This window comes from Streptomyces sp. NPDC000151 (genome assembly GCF_040301705.1).
Lineage (GTDB): Bacteria > Actinomycetota > Actinomycetes > Streptomycetales > Streptomycetaceae > Streptomyces.
Genome location: NZ_JBEPFC010000096.1, coordinates 1 through 21,169, shown reverse-complemented (window position 1 = coordinate 21,169; position 21,169 = coordinate 1). Strand labels below are relative to the sequence as shown.

The following is a 21,169-nucleotide window of genomic DNA, read 5'->3' as shown; positions in this document are numbered from 1 at the left end:
CCATGTCGTTTCCCCTGCTGACGGCCGCCGCCGCGGTCCCGGCGATCGGCGCGGTGGCCACGGCCGCGGTGCCCGCCGCGAAGCGCACCGCCGCCAAGTGGCTGGCGCTGCTCTTCTCGCTGGCCACGCTGGCGCTGGCGCTGGTGATCGCGGTCCGCTTCGACCCCGGCGCCAAGGGCCCGTTCCAGCTCTCCGAGTCGCACGCCTGGATCGCCGACTTCGGCGTGCGGTACGAGCTCGGCGTGGACGGCATCGCGGTGGCGCTGATCGCGCTGACCGCCTTGCTGGTCCCGTTCGTGATCCTGGCGGGCTGGCACGACGCCGACGCCCTTGAACAGGACAACTCGAATCGGCGCTGGCGGCCCACCCAGGGCCTCTTCGCGCTGATCCTCGCCGTCGAGGCGATGGTGATCCTCTCCTTCGAGGCCACCGACGTCTTCCTCTTCTACATCTTCTTCGAAGCCATGCTGATCCCGATGTACTTCCTCATCGGCGGCTTCGGGGACCGGGCGGGGACGCAGGACGCGGCGGAGGGCGCTGCCCGGCGCTCGTCCGCCGCGGTGAAGTTCCTGCTGTACAACCTCGCCGGCGGCCTGATCATGCTGGCCGCGGTGATCGGTCTGTACGCGGTCACCGCCGACCAGCTCGGCAGCGGCACCTTCTCGCTCTCCCAGATCGTGCAGGCCCGCGCGGCCGGCGAGCTGACCATGGGCGCGGGCACGGAGCGGCTGCTCTTCCTCGGCTTCTTCTTCGCCTTCGCGGTGAAGGCGCCGCTGTGGCCGCTGCACACGTGGCTGCCGGGCGCCATGGGCGAGTCCACGGCGCCGGTCGCGGTGCTGATCACGGCGGTGGTCGACAAGGTCGGCACGTTCGCGATGCTCCGCTTCTGCCTCCAGCTCTTCCCCGAGGCCAGCAAGTGGGCCACGCCGGTGATCCTCGTCCTGGCGCTGGTCAGCATCCTGTACGGCGCGCTGCTCGCGGTCGCCCAGCGGGACATCAAGCGCCTGATCGCGTACGCGTCCATCTCCCACTTCGGCTTCATCGTCCTCGGCATCTTCGCGATGACCAGCCAGGGCCAGGGCGGCGCGACGCTGTACATGGTCAACCACGGCATCTCCACCGCCGCGCTGATGCTGGTCGCCGGCTTCCTGATCACCCGCCGCGGCTCCCGCCTGATCGCGGACTACGGCGGCGTGCAGAAGGTCGCCCCGGTGCTGGCCGGCACGTTCCTGATCGGCGGCCTCGCCACCCTCTCGCTGCCCGGCCTCGCGCCGTTCGTCAGCGAGTTCCTGGTCCTGGTCGGCACGTTCAGCCGGTATCCCGTCCTCGGCATCATCGCCACGGTGGGCATCGTGCTGGCCGCGCTGTACGTCCTCGTGCTGTACCAGCGCACGATGACCGGGCCGGTCAAGGCCGAGGTCCAGGGGATGCCCGACCTCAAGGCCCGGGAGCTGGTGGTGGTGGCGCCGCTGATCGCGCTGCTGCTCTTCCTCGGCGTCTATCCGAAGCCGCTGACCTCCATCGTCAATCCGGCGGTGGACCACACGCTGTCCGTCGTGGACAGGCAGGACCCCAAGCCCGACGTACGGGTCAACGCCGTGCCGCCCAAGGCCGGCTCCGATCGAGATGCGGAGGCCGCGAAGTGACACCCGTGGCAGCGGTCCACACCCTGTGGACGATGGCGGACGGGGCGGCCGGCTCCCCGTTGGCCCCGGACGGCCCCGGCAAGATCCCGGCGCCGCACATCGAGTACGCCCAGCTGGCACCGACCCTGATCGTGCTCGGCGCGGCCGTGCTCGCCGTGCTGGTCGAGGCGTTCTGGCCGCGCCGCGGCCGGTACTACGCGCAGGTGCTGCTCTCCGTGGTCGCGCTGGCCGCCGCGTTCGCCGCGGTCATCGGCCTCGCGGCCGGCGGCTTCGGCTCGACCAAGGCGCACATCGCCGCGATGGGTGCCCTCGCGGTGGACGGCCCGGCGCTCTTCCTGCAGGGCACGATCCTGCTGGTCTCGCTGATCGCGGTCTTCACCTTCGCCGAGCGGAGGCTCGACCCCGCGGCGCACGGCCGCCCGGTGGACTCCTTCGCGGCCCAGGGCGCGGCGGTCCCCGGCGGCGAGGCGGAGCAGGCGGCCGTCAAGGCGGGCTTCACCACCACCGAGGTCTTCCCGCTCCTGCTCTTCGCGATCGGCGGCATGCTGGTCTTCCCGGCGGCCAACGACCTGCTGACCCTCTTCGTCGCGCTGGAGGTCTTCTCCCTCCCGCTGTACATCCTGTGCGCGCTGGCCCGCCGCCAACGGCTGCTCTCGCAGGAGTCGGCGGTGAAGTACTTCCTGCTCGGCGCGTTCTCCTCGGCGTTCCTGCTCTTCGGCATCGCCCTGCTGTACGGCTACGCGGGCACGGTGACGTACGCGGGCATCGCCGAGGTCGTCAGCGACGGCGCCAAGCAGATCGACCCGGCGCTCGCCGACACCATGGGCAATGACGCGCTGCTGCTGATCGGCGGCGCGCTGGTCGTGATGGGCCTGCTGTTCAAGGTCGGCGCCGTCCCGTTCCACATGTGGACCCCGGACGTGTACCAGGGCGCGCCGACCCCGGTGACCGGCTTCATGGCCGCCGCCACGAAGGTCGCCGCGTTCGGCGCGCTGCTGCGTCTGCTGTACGTCGCGCTGCCGGGCCTGCGCTGGGACTGGCGCCCGGTCATGTGGGGCGTGGCGATCCTGACGATGCTGGCCGGCGCGGTCATCGCGCTCACCCAGACCGATGTGAAGCGGCTGCTGGCGTACTCCTCCATCGCGCACGCGGGCTTCATCCTGGCCGGCGTGATCGCCACGAGCAGGAACGGCATCTCCTCGGTGCTCTTCTACCTGCTCGCGTACTCCTTCGTGACGCTCGGCGCGTTCGCGGTGGTCACGCTGGTGCGGGACGCGGGCGGCGAGGCGACGCACCTGTCCAAGTGGGCGGGGCTCGGGCGGCGTTCGCCGCTGGTCGCGGCCGTGTTCGCGGTCTTCCTCCTCGCCTTCGCCGGCATCCCGCTGACCTCCGGGTTCGCGGGGAAGTTCGCGGTGTTCAAGGCGGCGGCGGAGAGCGGCGCGGGCTGGCTGGTCGTGATCGGTGTGCTCTCGTCCGCGGTCGCCGCGTTCTTCTACATCCGGGTGATCGTCCTGATGTTCTTCAACGAGCCGAAGGCGGACGGCCCGACGGTGGCGGTGCCCAGCCCGCTGACCATGACGGCCATCGCGGTCGGCGTAGTGGTGACGCTCGTACTGGGCCTGGCGCCGCAGTACTTCCTCGACCTGGCGGGACAGGCGGGGGTGTTCGTCCGCTGACCCGGCGAGGTTTCCGTACGCACGAAGCTGCCCGGCACTCCCGCGAGGGGTGCCGGGCAGCGGCGTACAGAGGCAGTACGGCCGGGTACGTCAGCCGTTCTGCTGGAAGCCGTCCAGCGACGAGGGGTCGATGGACGGCAGGTCCGTCGTGCCCTCGGTCCGGGTGAAGACGGACTCCTTGCCGGAGGCCCAGCGCACGGTGAGCTTCTTGCCCCGGAGGCTCTGCACCGTGCCCGCGGAGTGCTCGGTGTCGCCGTCGGTGCACTTGAAGACGAGCTCGACCGGCTTGCCGTCCACGACCTTGCCGCCGCAGGACTTCTTGCCGATCAGTACCGCCTCGTGCTTCGAGACGGACAGGATCAGCAGGCCCTTGTCGGCGTGTTGCGCGTTCGTGGTCCAGCCGCCCTCCAGGGACGCCACGGAGACGTCGCCACCGGGCGTCCGTCCGGCCGACGAGGCGGACGGCGACGGCGACTGCGACGGTGACTTCTTCGCGCCACCGCCGGTGTCGCCGCCACCGCATCCGGCGAGCAGGACCGCGGCCGCGGCGGCCGCGGCGGCGAACGAAATGCCCTTGCGCACGTTGATCTCCTCGGGAAAGCCGCTCAGTTGGCGCCGGACGGCAGGTCGGGCTTGGGGATCTCCACCTTGCCCTCGGTCTTGGTGAACTCCTCCGTGGGCCCGTTCTTCCAGCTGACCGTGAGCTTGTCGCCGGTCTGCTCGACGTTGCCCATGGAACGGGTGTCGTCGCCGCCGCTGCACTTCAGCGCGAGCATGGTGGTGCCCATGTCCTGGACCTTGCCCTGGCAGGCGGTCTTGCCCGCGGACAGGGTCGCGGACTCGCCGATGACCGCGAGGGTGACCGTGCCGTTCGCGGACTTCGACTGCCACGCGCCGTCGATGCCGCTCGCGGGCTTGTCGGCGCCGTCCGCCGACTGCGACGGCTTGCTCTCCTTGCCGCCCTCGCCGCTGCTGCCGCATCCGCTGAGCAACAGCGCGGCGATGGCGGCCGCCCCGGCGATCTGCGCTGCCTTGCGCACGTACGTCTCCTCCGTTGTGGGACAGGATTCGTGAGGCTAGCAGTCACGCGCATGACAACCGCCCCATCCGCACCGCGAGATGCCTCTTGCCCGACGCGCAACGAGCGCCCGTTCCGTACCGGTCTCCCGGGACATGCCTAAAGAGTTAGCAATGTCCTGAAATGGATTGGCGAACCGCCCATTGGGGTTCTAGCGTCCTTTCGGGGCGCGGCCGGGGTGGGGCTGTGGCCATAGGGGGGACACGTGGCTCGAGCCAGCACGCGGTTCACGGTCGACCGGACCGTGCCAGGGCTGATTGTGAAGATCGGTGATTATCCGCTGCACCACGGCGGGGTGGGGGCGATCCGCAGCCTGGGACGGCTCGGCGTGCCCATGTACGCGATCACCGAGGACAGATACACGCCGGCCGCGGCGTCGCGGTACCTCAAGGGGCGGTTCGTCTGGCCGACGACCGGCCGCGAGGACCCGGAGCGGCTGGTCGACGGCCTGCTGCGGATCGGCCGCCGCATCGGCCGGCCGACCGTCCTGGTGCCGACCGACGAGGAGGCAGCGGTACTGATCGCCGAGCACGCGGACGTCCTGGGCGACCGCTTCCTCTTCCCGCGCACCCGGTCCGGGCTCTCCCGCAGACTCGCCAGCAAGCAGGGTCTGCACGAGCTGTGCACCGAACACGGCATCCCGTCCCCCCGGGCGGCCTTCCCGCAGACGCAGGCGGACATCGAGGACTTCGCCGCGCAGGCCCGCTTCCCGGTCGTCGCCAAGAACCGGGAGGCGTTCCAGCGCCGCAGCCGGCCCGCCGTGAACGGCACCACGCGCATCGCGGACGCCGCCCACCTCCGGCATCTCGCCAAGGACTGGGGCCCGCACCCCGGCGTGATCCTCCAGGAGTACCTCCCGCGCGAGGAGGCCGAGGACTGGATCGTGCACGCGTACTTCGACGGGGACAGCGCGGCGCTGACGATGTTCACCGGGGTCAAGGTCCGCTCCTGGCCGCCGCACGCCGGGATGACGGCCTGCGCGTATGTCGTGGACAACCCCGAACTGGCCGAGATGACCGCACAGTTCATCAAGCGCGTCGGCTTCAGCGGCATCGTCGACCTGGACTGGCGCTACGACCGCCGGGACCGGCGCTACAAGCTGCTGGACTTCAATCCGCGGATGGGCGCGCAGTTCCGGCTCTTCGAGAACGAGGCGGGCATCGACGTCGTCCGCGCCCAGCACCTGGACCTGACCGGGCGCGCGGTGCCGGAGGGCGAGCAGCGGGCCGGCCACCGCTTCGTGGTGGAGAACATCGACCTGCCCGCCTGGCTGGCCTACCGCCGCAGCGGCTACACCACGCCGCACGTGCCGGACCGCGCGGCGAGCACGGAGCTGGCCTGGCTCGCCGCCGACGACATGAAGCCGTTCTTCACCATGCTCGCGCGCTTCGTCCGGCCGGGCGCCAAGCATCTGTGGCAGCTGTGGCGCGACCGGTCGGGCCGGTGGCACGACCGCTGACGCCCCGTGCGCCGCCGGCGCGCTCCCATTCCACCGCACGGTTCCGGGCAGCGCGGCCCCGAGCCGTGCACCGGTACGCAGTACGACGCATCAGCAGCACCCTGGGGAGGGAAACCCGAGTGAACACTCCGGTAGCAGTCATCGGCGCAGGCCCCTTCGGCCTGTCCACCGCCGCTCATCTCCGCGCACGCGGCATACCCGTACGGACCTTCGGCCGCCCGATGGTGAGCTGGAGCGAGCACATGCCGGCGGGCATGATCCTGAAGTCCACGCCGGCGGCGTCCAGCATCGACGCCCCGCAGCCCGGCCACACGCTCGTCGACTACTGCGCGGCGGCGGGGGAGCGGCGGTACGAGTCCGACTGGGACATCATCCCGGTCGAGACCTTCGTCCGGTACGGCCGGTGGTTCCAGCAGCGGCTGGTGCCGGACCTGGAGGAGGTCCGGGTGGTCTCCGTCGACCGGCAGCACGGCGGGTTCGACCTGAAGCTGGACAGCGGCGAGCAGTTCCGCGCCCGGGCCGTGGTCGTGGCCACGGGGCTCAGCGGCTTCGCCCACCTGCCCGGTGAGCTGGCCGACGCCGTACCGGATGGACCGACCCCCACTGGGCCCATCTCGCACACCTCCCAGCACGCCGACCTGTCCGGGTTCGCGGGCCGCGAGGTCGTGGTCGTGGGCGCCGGACAGTCGGCGCTGGAGAGCGCGGTGCTGCTCGCGGACGCCGGCGCCTCGGTGCGGGTGTTGGCCCGGGGCCGGCAGGCGGTCGGCTTCGGCGCGCCGCCGGACCAACAGCCGAAGCTGCGCCCCGAGACGCCGTTCGGCAACGCCTGGTCGCTGTACGCCTTCTCGTACCACGCGGACGGCTTCCGTTATCTGCCGGCGCCGACCCGGCAGTTCCTGGTCAAGCGGGTGCTGGGGCCGCTGGGCGCGTGGTGGCTGCGGGACCGGTTCGTGGGCCGGGTGCAGGTGACCACCGGGCGGCGGATCGTCCGGGCCCGGGTGGAGGGCGGCCGTCCCGTGCTGTCGCTGCGCGGCTCCGACGGGTACGACGGTGAGCTGGCCGCCGACCACGTGCTGGCGGCCACCGGGTACCGGGTCGACCTGGGCGCGCTGGACTTCCTCGGGCAGGGGCTGCGCACGGAGCTGGCGGTGGGCGCGGGCGGCCCGCGGCTGGGCGCCGGCTTCGAGTCGTCCGTGCCGGGCCTGTACTTCACGGGGCTGCCGGCGGCGGCCAGTTACGGCCCGGTGATGCGCTTTGTCTGCGGCACGGAGTTCGCCTCGCCGCGGCTGGCCGCTTCGCTGGCCCGCACCCGGTAACGCTCCGCGGGGGGCGGTTTGTCGGCTGCGGCGCCGTCGTGGCTGGGCGCGCAGTTCCCCGCGCCCCTGAACGGCCGGGCCTCGTACGGCAGTTGATGCCGTACGAGGCCCGGCCGTTCTTCGGGCTCACACCGCCGTGCGGGGGATCCGGCGGTGCCAGGTCCGGCGGAAGACCTCCTCGTCCCCGTCCCGGCACACGACCTCGTTCTCCGTCACGAAGTCCCCGCCCTCCGTGGTGATCTGCGAGCGGGTCTCGATGCGCGCGTCCCAGCCGAGCTCCGGCCGGTGCAGCCGGATCGACCAGTCCGAGCGGGTCGCCGCGCTCTCCGGGTCAGCGCTGTCGATCCGGTACGTCTCCAGCGCGTCCTCGGTGAACTCCAGCCCGTCCGGGTAGATCCGGGTGCCGCCGTAGCGCGGGTCCACCTCCAGCGTCCAGGTGCCGGCCGCGACATCGCGGACGACCTTCCGCTCGGGCCGCTGGTCGGCGCCGCCGGGGAAGACCACGCCGAGCGGCTCGGACTGCTCGGGCGCCTCGAAGGTGATCTCCGGCTCCTCGGTGCCCGGGGTGCGGACCGGGAGTTCGACGGTGCTGGCGGCCGGGTCGACCGTCCAGCCCGCCTCGCTGCCGGCGTGCGGCCAGATCCACGGCCAGTACGCGGAGGACAGTGCGACGCGGATGCGGTGCCCGGCGGGGAACGCGTGTCCGATGCCGTTCAGCTCGAAGGTCACGTCCTCCGTGGCGCCCGGCGTCCACTCCACGGCCCGGTCCCGGCCGTGCCGGGTGAGGAGGTTGAGCACGCCGCGGGTGACCAGCGTGGACGAGCCGTCCGGCGCCACGTCGCAGACGCGGGCGATGACCTGGCCGCGCGGCACCTCGGAGGTCAGTCGCAGGGTGACCCGCGGCCGGCCGAGGATCTCGACCCGTTCGGTCAGCTCCGGCAGGTCGAAGCAGACCGAGCGGCCGTCCTCCTCGCGCTGGTCGGGCGGCAGGTCCGCGTCGTTGCCGAACGGGAAGTAGCGGCCCGCGTCGACGCCGGTGTGCTGCGGCGAACGGACCGGCAGCGGCCGGTCGCCCGGCAGGGTGTACGCCGTCGGCGTGACGTTCGGCGAGGGCCAGGCGGGGTCGGCGACCCAGCGGCCCGGCAGCTCGTCGTACACCGTGGCCGGCGGGTGCGACTCGCTGATCCAGGAGCGCAGCAGCGGGTCGTCCTCGACGCCCCGGTCCTCCCCCTTGAGCCAGTGGTCCCACCAGCGCAGCGTCTCCTGGAGGAAGCCGATCGCGGGGCCCGGCGGCAGGCCGCGGTCCGGGTACTGGTGCGACCAGGGCCCGATGAGCCCGCGTACGGGCGCGTCGAGGTGCTGGACCAGGCGCAGCGCGGTGTCCCGGTACGGGTCGTGCCAGCCGCCGACGGCGAGCACCGCCGCCTTGATCGCGGAGTAGTCCTCGCAGACGCTGCCGTGCTGCCAGTACGCGTCCCGCGACTGGTGGTCCAGCCAGGTGTGGATGAACGGGTCGACCGCTTCGAGGCGGTCCGTCCACTGCTTGCGCCAGCCCTCGCCGACCTGCGCCGGGTCCGGCGGGCGCGAGACGAAGGCGAGCATCGTGGCGGCCCAGGCATGCATGTCCACGGCGAGCAGCGAGCCGCCCATGTAGTGCACGTCGTTGTCGAACCGGTCGTCCGCCGAGCAGACCGTGACGATCGCCTTCAGCGCCTCGGGCGCGCGGGCGGCCAGCTGGAGGCTGTTGAAGCCGCCCCAGGAGATGCCGAACATCCCGACCTTGCCGGAGCACCACGGCTGCGCGGCCAGCCACTCGATGACGGCCACGCCGTCGGCCAGCTCGGTCTCGGAGTACTCGTCGGTCGGCAGGCCCTCGGAGTTGCCGTGGCCGCGGACGTCGACGCGGACGGAGGCGTAGCCGTGGCCCGCGTAGTACGGGTGGCGCTGGGCGTCGCGCGGCGCGGTCCAGTCGCTCAGCCGGTAGGGCAGGTATTCGAGCAGCGCGGGGACGGGCTCCGTGCCGTACGGGCGCCAGACGCGGGCGTAGAGCTGCGTGCCGTCCGGGAGGGGGATGCGGACGTCCTCGCAGAACGTCCGGTACGGGAAGTCGGTGCGGATGCGCATGGTGCCGGGTCCAATGGGGGGTCAGTGAACGGGGTGCATGGTGCGGCGCAGCCAGGGTCCGGCGGCGATCACCGCGAGGCCCACGACGACCGCGAAGCCGCCGTTGAGGCCGAAGTACAGGTCGTTGGCGATCTCGCCGAAGTACTTCACGACCTGCGCCTGGATGCCGTTGGCCAGGGCGAGGGAGAGGAACCACAGGGCCATCGTCTGGCTGGCGAAGGCGGCGGGCGCGAGCTTGGTCGTCGCGGACATGCCGGTGGTCTCCAGCAGGATGTCGCCGAGGCCGAGCAGGACGAAGGAGATCAGGAGCCACCAGGCGGCCATCTTCCAGTCGCCGGTCTGCCCGTGCGTCGCGGGGACCATCACGAGGAAGGACAGGCCGCCCAGGATCACGCCGTAGGCGATCTTGTGGGAGGCGTGCGGCTGGCGCCTGCCGAGCTTGACCCAGACGGCCGCGACGACCGGCGCGAGCAGTACTTCGGCGCCGCCGAGCACGGAGCCGTACCAGGTCGAGGGGAACTCCCAGCCGAGGATCTCGGTGTCGGCATGGCTCGCGGCCAGCAGCGTCATCGTCGAGTACGACTGGAAGAGGACGAAGTTGAAGACCACCGAGGCGGCGAAGAGCACGAGGTAGGGGCGGAGCCGGCCGCGTTCCTCGGTGCTCACCCGGGGGCTGCGGAACATCACCACGAAGTACGCGACGGGCGCGATCACCGAGATCACGGTCAGCATGTCCACCGTGCGGTCCATGGTCAGCCAGCCGGCCAGGGCCAGGCCCGTGGCGACGGCGGCGACCAGCACGCAGCCGCCGGCGATCAGCCAGGTCGCGCGGCGCATCGCCGCCTGCGGCAGGGCGAACTCGGCGCTGTGCTTGCGGCCCGCGAGGCCCTTGCGGCCCGCGACGTACTGGATCAGACCCAGCGTCATGCCGATCGCGGCGGCCGAGAAGCCCCAGTGCCAGCCCTGCTTCTGGCCCAGCCAGCCGATGATCAGCGGGGCGAGGAAGGCGCCGATGTTGATGCCCATGTAGTACAGCGCGAAGCCCGCGTCCCGGCGCTCGTCCTCGGTCGCGTAGAGCTTGCCGACCATGGTCGAGACGTTCGGCTTCAGCAGGCCCGTGCCGGCGATGATCAGGCCCAGGCCCACCCAGGTCATGGCCGCGGTGGGCACCGCCATGGAGTAGTGGCCGCAGGCGATCAGGACGCCGCCCCACAGGACCGCGCGGTAGGACCCGAGCATCCGGTCGGCGAGCCAGCCGCCGGCGACCGAGACGAGGTAGACCAGGGTGCCGTAGGCCGCGGTGACGGAGGCGGCGGTGTTCTCGGCCATGCCCAGGCCGCCGTGCGCGACCTGATCGGCGAAGTACAGCACCAGAATGGCCTGCATGCCGAGGAAGGAGAACCGTTCCCAGACCTCCAGGCCCGAGAGGGTCAGCAGGCCGCGCGGGTGACCGAGGAAGGAATGCTCGTCGCGGGGGTGCGGTGGTCCGGACACGGGTGTGGCTCCTGGGACTCGGGTGGATTAACTTGCTTCTGCTGTCCGTTCCTCCCGGTACAAAACCCACGACGTTGGGTGATCAAGAACATACCGGGCCCGGTGCGGCGCCGCCCTCCGGGCCGCCGGGTGCGGCAGACGGACGGGCGCTCATGGTGATCGAACTGCGACCGGATACGCTGGCCAATGGTGGAGACAGCGACAGATCGACAATCCGTTTGATCGTCAGCAGACAGGAGTAACCCTCGTGACCGTCGTCGGGCCCTTCGGGCTGAGCGTGCGGGACCAGGCTCTTGAGGCCGATGTCCAGGCCGGGTTGGCGGCTGTCGAGGAGGGCCTGCTGGAGGCCACCAAGAGCGACGTGCCGTTCATCACCGACGCCGCGCAGCATCTCGTCCGCGCGGGTGGCAAACGTTTCCGGCCGCTGCTGGTGATGCTGGCCGCCCAGTTCGGTGACCCGCACGCGCCGGGCATCGTGCCCTCGGCCGTCGTCGTGGAGCTGACGCACCTGGCGACGCTGTACCACGACGACGTCATGGACGAGGCGGACGTGCGCCGCGGTGTGGAGAGCGCCAACGCCCGCTGGGGCAACTCGCTCGCCGTCCTGACCGGCGACTTCCTCTTCGCGCGCGCCTCGCACATCCTGGCCGACCTGGGCCCGGAAGCGGTCCGCATCCAGGCCGAGGCGTTCGAACGCCTGGTGACCGGCCAGATCCTGGAGACCGCGGGGCCGCGCGACGGCCGTGACCCGGTCGGGCACTACCTCGACGTCATCGCGGGCAAGACCGGCTCGCTGATCGCCGTCGCCGGCCGCTTCGGCGCGATGATGTCCGGCGCCGACGAGGCCACGGTCGACATCCTCACGCAGTACGGCGAGCGCCTGGGCACCGCCTTCCAGCTCGCCGACGACGTGCTGGACATCGCCAGCGACGCGGGCGAGTCCGGCAAGACCCCCGGCACCGACCTGCGCGAGGGCATCCCGACGCTGCCGGTCCTGCACCTTCGCGCGCTCGCCGCCTCCGACGCGGCCACCGAGGAGGACCGTGCGCTGGCCGCCCTCCTGGACGAGGACCTCACCGACGACGCCCGGCACGCCGAGGCGCTGGCCGGGCTGCGCGCCCACGCCGCCCTGCGGCAGGCCCGCCGCGACACCATCCGGTACGCCGAGGAGGCCCGCGCGACGCTGGCCCCGCTGCCGGACTGCGCGGCGAAGACGGCTCTCCAGGAGCTGTGCGACGCGGTGGTGTACCGGGCGGGCTGACCGCCCGCGCTCGAACTCCGTACAGAAGCCCGGCGGGAGTACGCCGGGCTTCGCCCGTGGCAGTACGCCGCGCGCCGCCCCTCAGGGGTCGTCTCATCCTTCAGCAGTACATGGTTCCGGCCCCGGGGCTGACGCTTCGGGATGGCGGATTTGGTGGCATTGACACCACCACGCCATGGCGGAGCGGGACACAATGAGCCCGAGGTGTGGACGAGTGCGTTGCGTTGAGACCGCCGCCTACGACGGAGGTAGAAGCACATGCCACGGAACGAAGCGTCACGGGTCACCGGTGAATGGGACGACGGGGGGAAACGTACGGGACGCCGCAAGGTCGTCCGGTACGGCGTCCCCGTCGCGGTGGCGGGGGTGGCGGCGGCGACGATCGGGCTGGTCCCCGCGTTCGCCGGAGCCGGCGATCCCGACCTGCCGGAGATATCCGCGCAGGACCTGATCGCGAAGGTAGCGGCGTCGGACGTGCAGCAGCTGTCCGGCACGGTACGGACCAGCACGGACCTCGGCCTGCCGGAACTGCCCGGCGGCATGGGCGCGGGAGCGCTGGGCTCCGGTCAGGGCAAGGGCGGCGCGTCCGCCGACCCGAAGGACAAGCTCATGGAGCTGGCGTCCGGCACGCACACGCTGCGGGTCGCCGCCGACGGACCCGACCGGCAGCGGGTGTCCGTCATCGACAAGGCCGCCGAGTACAGCCTGGTCCGCGACGGCGAAAAGGTGTGGGGGTACGACAGCGGCAGCAATACCGCCTTCCGCGCCACCGGCCCGGAGGCGGACACCGCGAAGAAGGGCGAGCAGCGCCGGGCCGTGCCGAAGGGCCTGGGCGACGTCACCCCGCAGGAGCTCGCCGAGCACGTCCTGGACGCGGCCGGTGACACCACGTCGGTCACCGTCGATGGCACCGCCAAGGTCGCCGGGCGGGACGCCTACCAGCTGCTGGTCAAGCCCAAGCAGGCCGGCTCCACGGTCGGTTCCGTGCGCATCGCGGTGGACGCGGACAACGGCGTACCGCTGAAGTTCACGCTGACGCCGAAGAGCGGCGGCGCACCGGCCCTGGAAGCGGGGTTCACCACGGTCGACTTCGCCAAGCCCGCTGCGGGCACCTTCGCCTTCGCCCCGCCCAAGGGCGCGAAGATCATCGACGGCGACCGGGTCCGTACGCAGCGGCACGACGACGCGGCCGGGACCGAGGCCGGGGACCTCCCGAAGGGCCTGCCCGGCGGGCTGCCGCAGGGCCTGAACGGGGCGCGGTCCGGCGACCGGGGTGGCATGGACGTCATCGGCCACGGCTGGACCGCGATCGCGAAGATCGAGGGCGCCGGCGCGGCCCCGGGCAAGGAAGGCGCCGCGGGCCACAAGGCGGAGGCGTCCAAGGCCGGTGCCGCCGCGGGCGACGCCGGGAAGTTCCTGGACTCGCTGGGCGAGAAGGTGACCGGCGGCTTCGGCTCGGGCCACCTCTTCAGTACGCGCCTGGTCAACGCCCTGATGACGGACGACGGCACGGTCTACGTCGGCGCCGTCGACCGGCAGACCCTGATCAAGGCGGCCGACGCGGCGAAGTGACCGCGGCGGTGGTGGCGCCCGGCCACCACCGCCCTCGGCAGCTCGCCGACCGGGCGCGGCCGACGCTCCGTGTGGCGGCCGCGCCCCCGGCCCGGACCGTAGTGGGGGAGTGCATGGCGCCACCGTCGCCGGACGGGGAGGACGGAGCGCGTCCCGGTGCGCCCGTTATCGAAACGCGCGGCCTGACCAAGACGTACGGCAGCGGGCCGCCGGCCGTCGACGGGCTCGACCTGTCCGTGCCGCCCGGCAGCATCTTCGGCTTCCTCGGCCCCAACGGCTCGGGCAAGACCACCACGATCCGCATGCTGATGGGCCTGATCGAGCCGACGGCGGGCGGCGCCCGGCTGCTCGGCGAGCCGATGCCCGGCGCCGCGCGGCGGGTACTGCCCCGGGTCGGCGCGCTCATCGAGGGCCCGGCCCTGTACGGCTTCCTCACCGGGCGGGCCAACCTCCTGCGGTACGACGCCGCCGACCCGACCGCCGATCCCCGCACCCGGGCCGCGCGGGTCGCCGCCGCCCTGGAACGGGTGGGCCTCGCGGCCGCCGCCGGCAAGAAGGCACGCGCGTACTCCCTCGGCATGAAGCAGCGGCTCGGGCTGGCCGCCGCCCTGCTCCGCCCCCGCGAGCTGCTGGTCCTGGACGAGCCGACCAACGGCCTGGACCCGCAGGGGATGCGGGAGATCCGCGGCCTGGTGCGCGAGCTGGCCGCCGACGGCACGACCGTCTTCCTCTCCTCGCATCTCCTGGACGAGATCGAACAGGTCTGCACGCACGCCGCCGTGATGTCCCGCGGCCGGCTGATCACCCAGGGCACGGTGGCCGGGCTGGCGGCCGGCGCCCGTGGCCGGCTGGCCGTCACCACCCCGGACACCGCGGACGCGGCCCGGGTACTGAAGGAGTACGGCGTGACCGGTCTCGTCGTCACCGAGGACCGGGTGACGGGCGAGCTGCCGCCGGACCCGGGCGGCACGGCCGGGGGACCGGATCCGGCCGACGCGGGTGGGGCAGCTGATCCGGCCGATGCGGGCGAGCGATGGGATCCGGCCGACCTGAACGCCGCGCTCGTCACGGCCGGCGTGCGGGTCCGCGGCTTCGGCACCGAACGCGCCTCGCTGGAGGACGTCTTCGTGGCACTGACGGGGGAGGGCTTCGATGTCGCGGGCTGAGACGGCGGGGACTGAGACGGCGCGGGCCGAGGCGGCGGGGGCCGGGACGGCCGAGGCGGCGCGGCGGGCGGCGGTCTCCCGGGGGCCGCGTCCGCTGTGGACGCTCGGCCTGCTGCGCAATGAGATCGGCATGACGTTCCGGCGCCGCCGCACCCTCGTCCTGCTCGCCGTGCTGGCCCTGGTGCCGGTACTGGTCGGGATCGCCGTCCGCGTCCAGACCGCGGACGGCGGGGCCCGCGGCGGCCCGGCCTTCATCTCCCTGGTCACGAACAACGGCCTCTTCCTGGTCTTCACCTCCCTCGCGGCCACCCTGCCGGTGTTTCTGCCGATGGCGCTCGGCGTGGTCGCCGGGGACGCGATCGCGGGCGAGGCGGGCGCCGGAACGCTGCGGTACCTGCTCGTCGCCCCGGCCGGGCGGACCCGTCTGCTGCTCGTCAAGTACGCGGCCACGCTGGTGTTCTGCCTGGTGGCGACCCTGGTGGTGGCTGCGTCGGCGCTGGCCGTCGGCGCGCTGCTCTTCCCGCTGGGCGAGGTCACGCTGCTGTCGGGGACGACCGTGCCGTTCGCGGAGGGGCTGCTGCGGGCGCTCGCCGTCGCGGGCGTGGTCGCACTCTCGCTGATCGGCGTGGCGGCGCTGGGGCTGTTCGTCTCCACGCTCACCGGCAGCGGCATCGCGGCCATGGCGATGACCGTGGGAGTGGTGATCACCCTGCAGATCCTGAACACCATTCCGCAGCTGAACGCCGTCCAGCCGTACCTCTTCCCGCACTACTGGCTGAGCTTCGCCGACCTGCTGCGCGACCCGGTCTACTGGGAGGACATCCGCCGCAACCTCGGCCTCCAGGCGGTCTACGCGCTGGTCTTCGGCTCGGCGGCCTGGGCCCGCTTCACGACGCGCGACGTCACGGCCTGAGGAGCGGTACTCGTACGGGCAGCGGCCCGGGACGTCCGCGCCGTGCGCAGCGCGTCCCAGGTCAGCACGGCGAGCGCCAGCCACACGAGGGCGAAGCCCGCCCAGCGCTCGGGCGGCATGGCCTCGTGGAAGACGGTGAGGCCGAGGACGAACTGGAAGGTCGGCGCGAGGTACTGGAGCATGCCGAGCACCGAGAGCGGCAGCCGGACGGCGGCCGCGCCGAAGGCGATCAGCGGCAGCGCGGTGGCGAGGCCGGTGCCCGCGAGCAGCGCGGCCTGCCCGATGCCGCCGCCGGCGAAGCCGGACTCGCCGCGTACGCCGAGGAGGATCAGGTACGCCAGCGCGGGCAGGAACTGGATCACCGTCTCCGTGCTGAAGCCCTCGATGCCACCGAGCTTGATGCCCTTCTTGACCAGGCTGTACGTGGCGAAGGACAGCGCGAGGCCGAGCGCGATCCAGGGCACCCGGCCGTACGCCACGGCCATCACGAGCACCGCCAGCGTGCCGACGCCGACCGCGGCCCACTGCGGCGGACGCAGCCGCTCGCGCAGGAAGATCACGCCGAAGGCGATGCTGACCAGCGGGTTGATGAAGTACCCGAGGGACGCCTCCAGCACATGGCCGGCGTTGACCGCCCAGATGTAGAGGTACCAGTTCACCGAGATGACGGCGGCCGCCGCCACCACCATGCCGAGCCGCTTCGGCTGCCGCAGCAGCGGGCGTATCCAGGACCAGCGGCGCAGCGCGATCAGGAAGACCAGGGCCACCGGCAGCGACCAGGCCATGCGGCTGGCCAGGATCTCGGTGGGGGAGGCGGCGGACAGCAGGTGCCAGTAGAGGGGGAGGAAGCCCCACATGCCGTACGCCACGAAGCCGTAGGCCAGGCCGGTGCGCTGGTCGGACGGAGACGGCAAGGGGTCCTCCTGGGCGAGCGGGGGCGGGCGTCGGCGCGGCGTGCCGAGCTCTCCGAAGGTAACGCCGCCGGCCTCGCATGTCATGCCCGTATCTCAAATACGGTCGTTACATATCCGGAGTCGGGCAGGCCGGGGCGGGCACACGTACGGCTGCCCGGGACCGCGCCCGCAGGGGCGGTCCCGGGCAGCCGGGAGAGAAGGCGGCGGCCGTAAGGGCCGCCCGGCCGTCAGCCGACGACCGTCCAGGTGTCGTTGCCGGCGAGCAGGGTGGCGAGGTCGCCCTTGCCCTTCTGCTCGATGGCCGCGTCCAGCTGGTCGGACATCAGGGTGTCGTACACCGGCCGGTCCACGCTGCGCAGCACGCCGATGGGCGTGTGGTGCAGGGTGTCGGGGTCGGCGAGCCGGGAGAGGGCGAAGGCCGTGGTGGGGGAGGGGTTGTGCGCGTCGTGCACGAGCACGGCGTCCGTCCCTTCCTCGGCGACGTCGATGACCTTCAGGTCGCCGGTGAGCGGGTCGCGGACGACGCCCTTGGAGCCGAGGCCGTCCTCGGCGGGAGCGCCGAACCGGATCGGCTGCCCGTGCTCCAGGCGGATCACGGCCTCCTCGGCCTTGTCCTTGTCCTTGAGCACCTCGAACGCGCCATCGTTGAAGATGTTGCAGTTCTGGTAGATCTCCACCAGCGCCGTGCCGGGATGGGCGGCGGCCTGGCGGAGCACGCTCGTCAGGTGCTTGCGGTCGGAGTCCACCGTGCGGGCCACGAAGGACGCCTCGGCGCCGATCGCCAGCGAGACCGGGTTGAAGGGCGCGTCCAGCGAGCCCATCGGCGTCGACTTGGTGATCTTGCCGACCTCGGAGGTGGGCGAGTACTGGCCCTTGGTCAGGCCGTAGATCCGGTTGTTGAACAGCAGGATCTTGAGGTTGACGTTGCGGCGCAGGGCGTGGATGAGGTGGTTGCCGCCGATGGAGAGCGCGTCGCCGTCACCGGTGACCACCCACACCGACAGGTCGCGCCGCGAGGAGGCCAGGCCCGTGGCGATGGCCGGGGCGCGGCCGTGGATGGAGTGCATCCCGTAGGTGTTCATGTAGTACGGGAAGCGGGAGGAGCAGCCGATGCCGGAGACGAAGCAGATGTTCTCCTTCGCCAGACCGAGCTCGGGCATGAAGCCCTGCACGGCGGCGAGGACGGCGTAGTCGCCGCAGCCGGGACACCAGCGCACTTCCTGATCGGACTTGAAGTCCTTCATGGACTGCTTGGCCTCGGCCTTGGGCACCAGGGAAAGCGCCTCGATCTGCGCCGCACCCTCCGCGATCGTCTCAGTCATTGATGGCCTCCTTCGGGCCCTGCTTCATAACCTCTTCGAGGTGGGCGGCGAGCTGCTCTGCCTTGAAGGGCATCCCGCTGACCTGGGTGTGGGACCGGGCGTCCACGAGGAACTTCGCCCGCAGCAAGGTGGCGAGCTGGCCGAGGTTCATCTCGGGGACGACCACCTTGTCGTAACGCCCCAGCACCGCCCCGAGATTCCCCGGGAAGGGGTTGAGGTGGCGCAGGTGCGCCTGGGCGATCTCGCCGCCGGCGCGGCGCACCCGGCGCACGGCCGCGGTGATCGGGCCGTACGTCGAACCCCAGCCGATCACCAGCGTGTCGGCCTCGCCTGACGGGTCGTCGACCTCCAGGTCGGGGACCTCGATGCCGTCGATCTTGGCCTGCCGGGTGCGGACCATGAAGTCGTGGTTGGCCGGGTCGTAGGAGATGTTGCCCGTGCCGTCCTGCTTCTCGATGCCGCCGATGCGGTGCTCCAGGCCCGGGGTGCCCGGCACCGCCCAGGGGCGGGCCAGGGTCTGCGGGTCGCGCTTGTACGGCCAGAAGACCTCGGTGCCGTCCGCCAACTCGTGGTTGGCCGAGGCGGCGAACTGCACGCGCAGGTCCGGCAGTTCGTCGACCTCCGGGATGCGCCACGGCTCGGAGCCGTTGGCCAGGTAACCGTCGGAGAGCAGGAAGACCGGCGTGCGGTAGGTCAGCGCGATACGGGCCGCGTCCAGCGCCGCGTCGAAGCAGTCCGCCGGGGTCTTCGGCGCGACGATCGGCACCGGCGCCTCGCCGTTGCGCCCGTACATCGCCTGCAGCAGGTCCGCCTGCTCGGTCTTGGTCGGCAGGCCCGTGGAGGGGCCGCCGCGCTGGATGTCCACGATCAGCAGCGGCAGTTCCAGGCTGACGGCCAGGCCGATCGTCTCCGACTTCAGCGCCACACCGGGCCCTGAGGTGGTGGTCACCGCGAGCGAGCCGCCGAACGCCGCGCCCAGCGCCGCGCCGATCCCCGCGATCTCGTCCTCCGCCTGGAAGGTCCGCACACCGAAGTTCTTGTGCTTGGACAGCTCGTGCAGGATGTCGGAGGCCGGGGTGATCGGATACGAGCCGAGGTAGAGCGGCAGGTCCGCCTGGCGGCCCGCGGCCACCAGGCCGTAGGACAGTGCCAGATTGCCCGAGATGTTGCGGTACGTGCCCGTCGGGAACGCCTTCGTCGCCGGCGCCACCTCGTAGGAGACCGCGAAGTCCTCGGTGGTCTCGCCGAAGTTCCAGCCCGCCCGGAAGGCGGCGACATTCGCCTCGGCGATGTCCGGCTTCTTGGCGAACTTCTGCCGCAGGAACGCCTCGGTGCTCTCCGTCGGACGGTGGTACATCCACGACAGCAGGCCCAGCGCGAACATGTTCTTGCTCCGCTCGGCCTCCTTCCGGGACAGGCCGAAGTCCTTCAGCGCCTCGATCGTCAGCGTCGTCAGCGGCACCGGATGGACGTTGTACGCCTCCAGCGAGCCGTCCTCCAGTGGGCTGGTGGCGTACCCGACCTTCGCCATCGGGCGCTTGGTGAACTCGTCGGTGTTCACGATGATGTCCGCGCCGCGCGGCACGTCCGCGAGGTTGGCCTTCAGCGCCGCCGGGTTCATCGCGACCAGGACGTTGGGCGCGTCACCGGGCGTGAGGATGTCGTGGTCGGCGAAGTGCAGCTGGAAGCTGGACACGCCGGGCAGGGTGCCGGCGGGCGCCCGGATCTCGGCGGGGAAGTTCGGCAGGGTCGACAGGTCGTTGCCGAACGAGGCCGTCTCGGAGGTGAACCGGTCACCCGTGAGCTGCATACCGTCACCGGAGTCGCCCGCGAACCGGATGATCACCCGGTCCAGCCTGCGGACCTCCTTGCCGGCGCCGTTCTCCGTGGCAGGGGGTTGCGGCTGTTCCCCTGCGAGCGCACCGTCGGTCTTGTCGGCTGGGCTACTGACCTGGCTGGTCACTGCTTCGGACCTCCCTCAGGGCCTGGGGTGTCCCCGCCGTGGGCAGGGCATCCGGGACGCAACGTGCGGACCTGTCGTCCCATGGCCATCGTACGTGGGTAAGGGTCGCCTTCCTTGAGGCGATCACATGCTGGACGTGAAAGTGAGACGCTGCGCTCGCATGGTGGCTGCAGGCGCGAGATGCCGCTCTGTCATATTTCGCCATGAATCATCCGCCCCCCGCGGCTTCTTCTGTAGGACGCTCTCCGTGCTTCAACGGTTGATCAGCGCTCCGTACTCCGTGCCGGAGTGACCCCCGCACCGGCACCGTCGGCTGACAGCCTGTCAGGTGGTCAGGAGTTGAGGTAGGTGAGCACTGCAAGTACACGACGGTGATCCCCGTCACTCGGGGCGAGGCCGAGCTTGAGGAAGATGTTGCTGACGTGCTTCTCCACCGCGCCGTCGCTCACCACCAGCTGCCGGGCTATCGCGGAGTTCGTCCGTCCCTCGGCCATCAGTCCCAGCACCTCGCGCTCCCGCGGGGTGAGGCCGGCCAGTACGTCCTGCCTACGGCTGCGGCCCAGCAACTGGGCGACGACCTCCGGGTCGAGCGCCGTGCCGCCTTCCGCGACCCGCACCACCGCGTCGACGAACTCACGGACTTCGGCTACCCGGTCCTTGAGCAGATAGCCGACGCCCCGGCTCGAACCGGCCAGCAGCTCCGTCGCGTACTGCTCCTCGACATACTGCGACAGCACCAGTACTCCCAGGTCGGGATGGTCCCGGCGCAGCCGGACCGCGGCACGCACCCCCTCGTCCGTGTGCGTCGGCGGCATACGGACGTCCGCGACGACCACGTCCGGCAGCTCCCCCTCGGCGGCCAGCTCCCCGATGGCCTTGATCAGCGCCTCCGCGTCGCCCACACCGGCGACGACCTCATGCCCCCGATCGGTCAGCAGCCGCGTCAGGCCCTCTCTCAGCAGCACTGAATCCTCGGCGATGACCACCCGCACGCTGTTCTCCACGATCTTCGGCTCCCCCACCCGTTCTCGGCTCGACGTTCATCAGCATCCCAGGATTCGGACGCGCGCGTCGGATCACCGTGCGGGTTGTGGATAACTCGGAATGGCCGATTGCGGACGGCCGCGGGAGCACCGCGCGGACCTGCGGGATCTCCGCGCGGTAGGCGCGGTACGACGATCGGCGGAGACGGCTTCCGCCGCCTCCGCCACGCCCAGATCCGAAGAGCACACGTCATAACTACAGACACCGCAATTCTTATCTAG

At 71.7% G+C, this 21,169-nt stretch carries 16 protein-coding genes; 8 read left to right on the top strand and 8 right to left on the bottom strand.

Features of this window, described 5'->3' with window-relative positions; genetic code table 11:
- The first annotated feature begins 2 nt into the window (after positions 1-2).
- Both ABT381_RS23960 and nuoN read left to right on the top strand, forming a co-directional pair.
- Positions 3-1,646: an NADH-quinone oxidoreductase subunit M gene (locus ABT381_RS23960; RefSeq protein WP_351597940.1), complete on the top strand. Its 1,644-nt coding sequence runs from the start codon at positions 3-5 to the stop codon at positions 1,644-1,646.
- On the top strand, positions 1,643-3,322 hold the full coding sequence (gene nuoN / locus ABT381_RS23955; RefSeq protein WP_351597938.1) for an NADH-quinone oxidoreductase subunit NuoN: 1,680 nt from the start codon (positions 1,643-1,645) through the stop codon (positions 3,320-3,322). The genes ABT381_RS23960 and nuoN overlap by 4 nt, the downstream gene beginning before the upstream one ends.
- A 90-nt stretch (positions 3,323-3,412) precedes the next feature.
- Here the strand turns inward: nuoN and ABT381_RS23950 are convergent, their stop codons facing one another.
- Both ABT381_RS23950 and ABT381_RS23945 read right to left on the bottom strand, forming a co-directional pair.
- Complete coding sequence (locus ABT381_RS23950) at positions 3,413-3,904, bottom strand: hypothetical protein (RefSeq protein WP_351597936.1); 492 nt, start codon at positions 3,902-3,904, stop codon at positions 3,413-3,415.
- Positions 3,905-3,927: 23 nt separating this feature from the next.
- A complete protein-coding gene (locus ABT381_RS23945) occupies positions 3,928-4,362 on the bottom strand; it encodes a hypothetical protein (protein WP_351597933.1) in 435 nt (144 codons plus the stop codon).
- A gap of 243 nt (positions 4,363-4,605) precedes the next feature.
- On the opposite strand from ABT381_RS23945, the gene ABT381_RS23940 reads away from it, so the two are divergent.
- Positions 4,606-5,859: a carboxylate--amine ligase gene (locus ABT381_RS23940; protein WP_351597931.1), complete on the top strand. Its 1,254-nt coding sequence runs from the start codon at positions 4,606-4,608 to the stop codon at positions 5,857-5,859.
- Between the two features lie 119 nt (positions 5,860-5,978).
- On the top strand, positions 5,979-7,175 hold the full coding sequence (locus ABT381_RS23935; protein ID WP_351597928.1) for an FAD-dependent oxidoreductase: 1,197 nt from the start codon (positions 5,979-5,981) through the stop codon (positions 7,173-7,175).
- A gap of 126 nt (positions 7,176-7,301) precedes the next feature.
- On the opposite strand, the gene ABT381_RS23930 is transcribed toward ABT381_RS23935, so the two are convergent.
- Both ABT381_RS23930 and ABT381_RS23925 read right to left on the bottom strand, forming a co-directional pair.
- Positions 7,302-9,299: a CocE/NonD family hydrolase gene (locus ABT381_RS23930; protein ID WP_351597925.1), complete on the bottom strand. Its 1,998-nt coding sequence runs from the start codon at positions 9,297-9,299 to the stop codon at positions 7,302-7,304.
- 21 nt (positions 9,300-9,320) lie between these two features.
- Entirely contained in the window at positions 9,321-10,793 is a 1,473-nt protein-coding gene (locus ABT381_RS23925; RefSeq protein WP_351597922.1) for a peptide MFS transporter, read from the bottom strand.
- Positions 10,794-11,040: 247 nt separating this feature from the next.
- Here ABT381_RS23925 and ABT381_RS23920 point away from each other — a divergent pair, with 247 nt between their 5' ends.
- The 4 genes from ABT381_RS23920 to ABT381_RS23905 all read left to right on the top strand — a co-directional run bounded on the left by ABT381_RS23920 (position 11,041) and on the right by ABT381_RS23905 (position 15,705).
- Complete coding sequence (locus ABT381_RS23920) at positions 11,041-12,054, top strand: polyprenyl synthetase family protein (protein ID WP_351597919.1); 1,014 nt, start codon at positions 11,041-11,043, stop codon at positions 12,052-12,054.
- 258 nt (positions 12,055-12,312) lie between these two features.
- Positions 12,313-13,626 carry a LolA family protein gene (locus ABT381_RS23915; protein WP_351597916.1) on the top strand — a complete coding sequence of 438 codons (1,314 nt, stop codon included), beginning with the start codon at positions 12,313-12,315 and terminating at the stop codon, positions 13,624-13,626.
- Between the two features lie 113 nt (positions 13,627-13,739).
- Positions 13,740-14,792, top strand: coding sequence for an ABC transporter ATP-binding protein (locus tag ABT381_RS23910; protein WP_351597913.1), 1,053 nt, complete (start codon positions 13,740-13,742; stop codon positions 14,790-14,792).
- Complete coding sequence (locus ABT381_RS23905) at positions 14,779-15,705, top strand: ABC transporter permease (protein WP_351597910.1); 927 nt, start codon at positions 14,779-14,781, stop codon at positions 15,703-15,705. The genes ABT381_RS23910 and ABT381_RS23905 overlap by 14 nt, the downstream gene beginning before the upstream one ends.
- Here ABT381_RS23905 and rarD read toward each other — a convergent pair.
- The 4 genes from rarD to ABT381_RS23885 all read right to left on the bottom strand — a co-directional run bounded on the left by rarD (position 15,642) and on the right by ABT381_RS23885 (position 20,896).
- A complete protein-coding gene (gene rarD / locus ABT381_RS23900; protein ID WP_351597907.1) occupies positions 15,642-16,619 on the bottom strand; it encodes an EamA family transporter RarD in 978 nt (325 codons plus the stop codon). The genes ABT381_RS23905 and rarD overlap by 64 nt on opposite strands.
- Positions 16,620-16,846: 227 nt before the next feature.
- Entirely contained in the window at positions 16,847-17,941 is a 1,095-nt protein-coding gene (locus tag ABT381_RS23895; protein WP_351597904.1) for a 2-oxoacid:ferredoxin oxidoreductase subunit beta, read from the bottom strand.
- A complete protein-coding gene (locus ABT381_RS23890) occupies positions 17,934-19,904 on the bottom strand; it encodes a 2-oxoacid:acceptor oxidoreductase subunit alpha (protein WP_351597901.1) in 1,971 nt (656 codons plus the stop codon). The genes ABT381_RS23895 and ABT381_RS23890 overlap by 8 nt, the downstream gene beginning before the upstream one ends.
- Positions 19,905-20,236: 332 nt before the next feature.
- Positions 20,237-20,896 carry a LuxR C-terminal-related transcriptional regulator gene (locus tag ABT381_RS23885; RefSeq protein WP_351597959.1) on the bottom strand — a complete coding sequence of 220 codons (660 nt, stop codon included), beginning with the start codon at positions 20,894-20,896 and terminating at the stop codon, positions 20,237-20,239.
- Between the last annotated feature and the right edge of the window lie 273 nt (positions 20,897-21,169).

Coding starts and splice junctions, on each gene's coding strand:
- ABT381_RS23960 (WP_351597940.1), top strand. CDS start 3: ATGTCGTTTCCCCTGCTGACGGCCGCCGCCGCGGTCCCGGCGATCGGC.
- ABT381_RS23930 (WP_351597925.1), bottom strand. CDS start 9,299: ATGCGCATCCGCACCGACTTCCCGTACCGGACGTTCTGCGAGGACGTC.
- ABT381_RS23915 (WP_351597916.1), top strand. CDS start 12,313: ATGCCACGGAACGAAGCGTCACGGGTCACCGGTGAATGGGACGACGGG.
- ABT381_RS23910 (WP_351597913.1), top strand. CDS start 13,740: ATGGCGCCACCGTCGCCGGACGGGGAGGACGGAGCGCGTCCCGGTGCG.
- ABT381_RS23905 (WP_351597910.1), top strand. CDS start 14,779: ATGTCGCGGGCTGAGACGGCGGGGACTGAGACGGCGCGGGCCGAGGCG.
- ABT381_RS23895 (WP_351597904.1), bottom strand. CDS start 17,941: ATGACTGAGACGATCGCGGAGGGTGCGGCGCAGATCGAGGCGCTTTCC.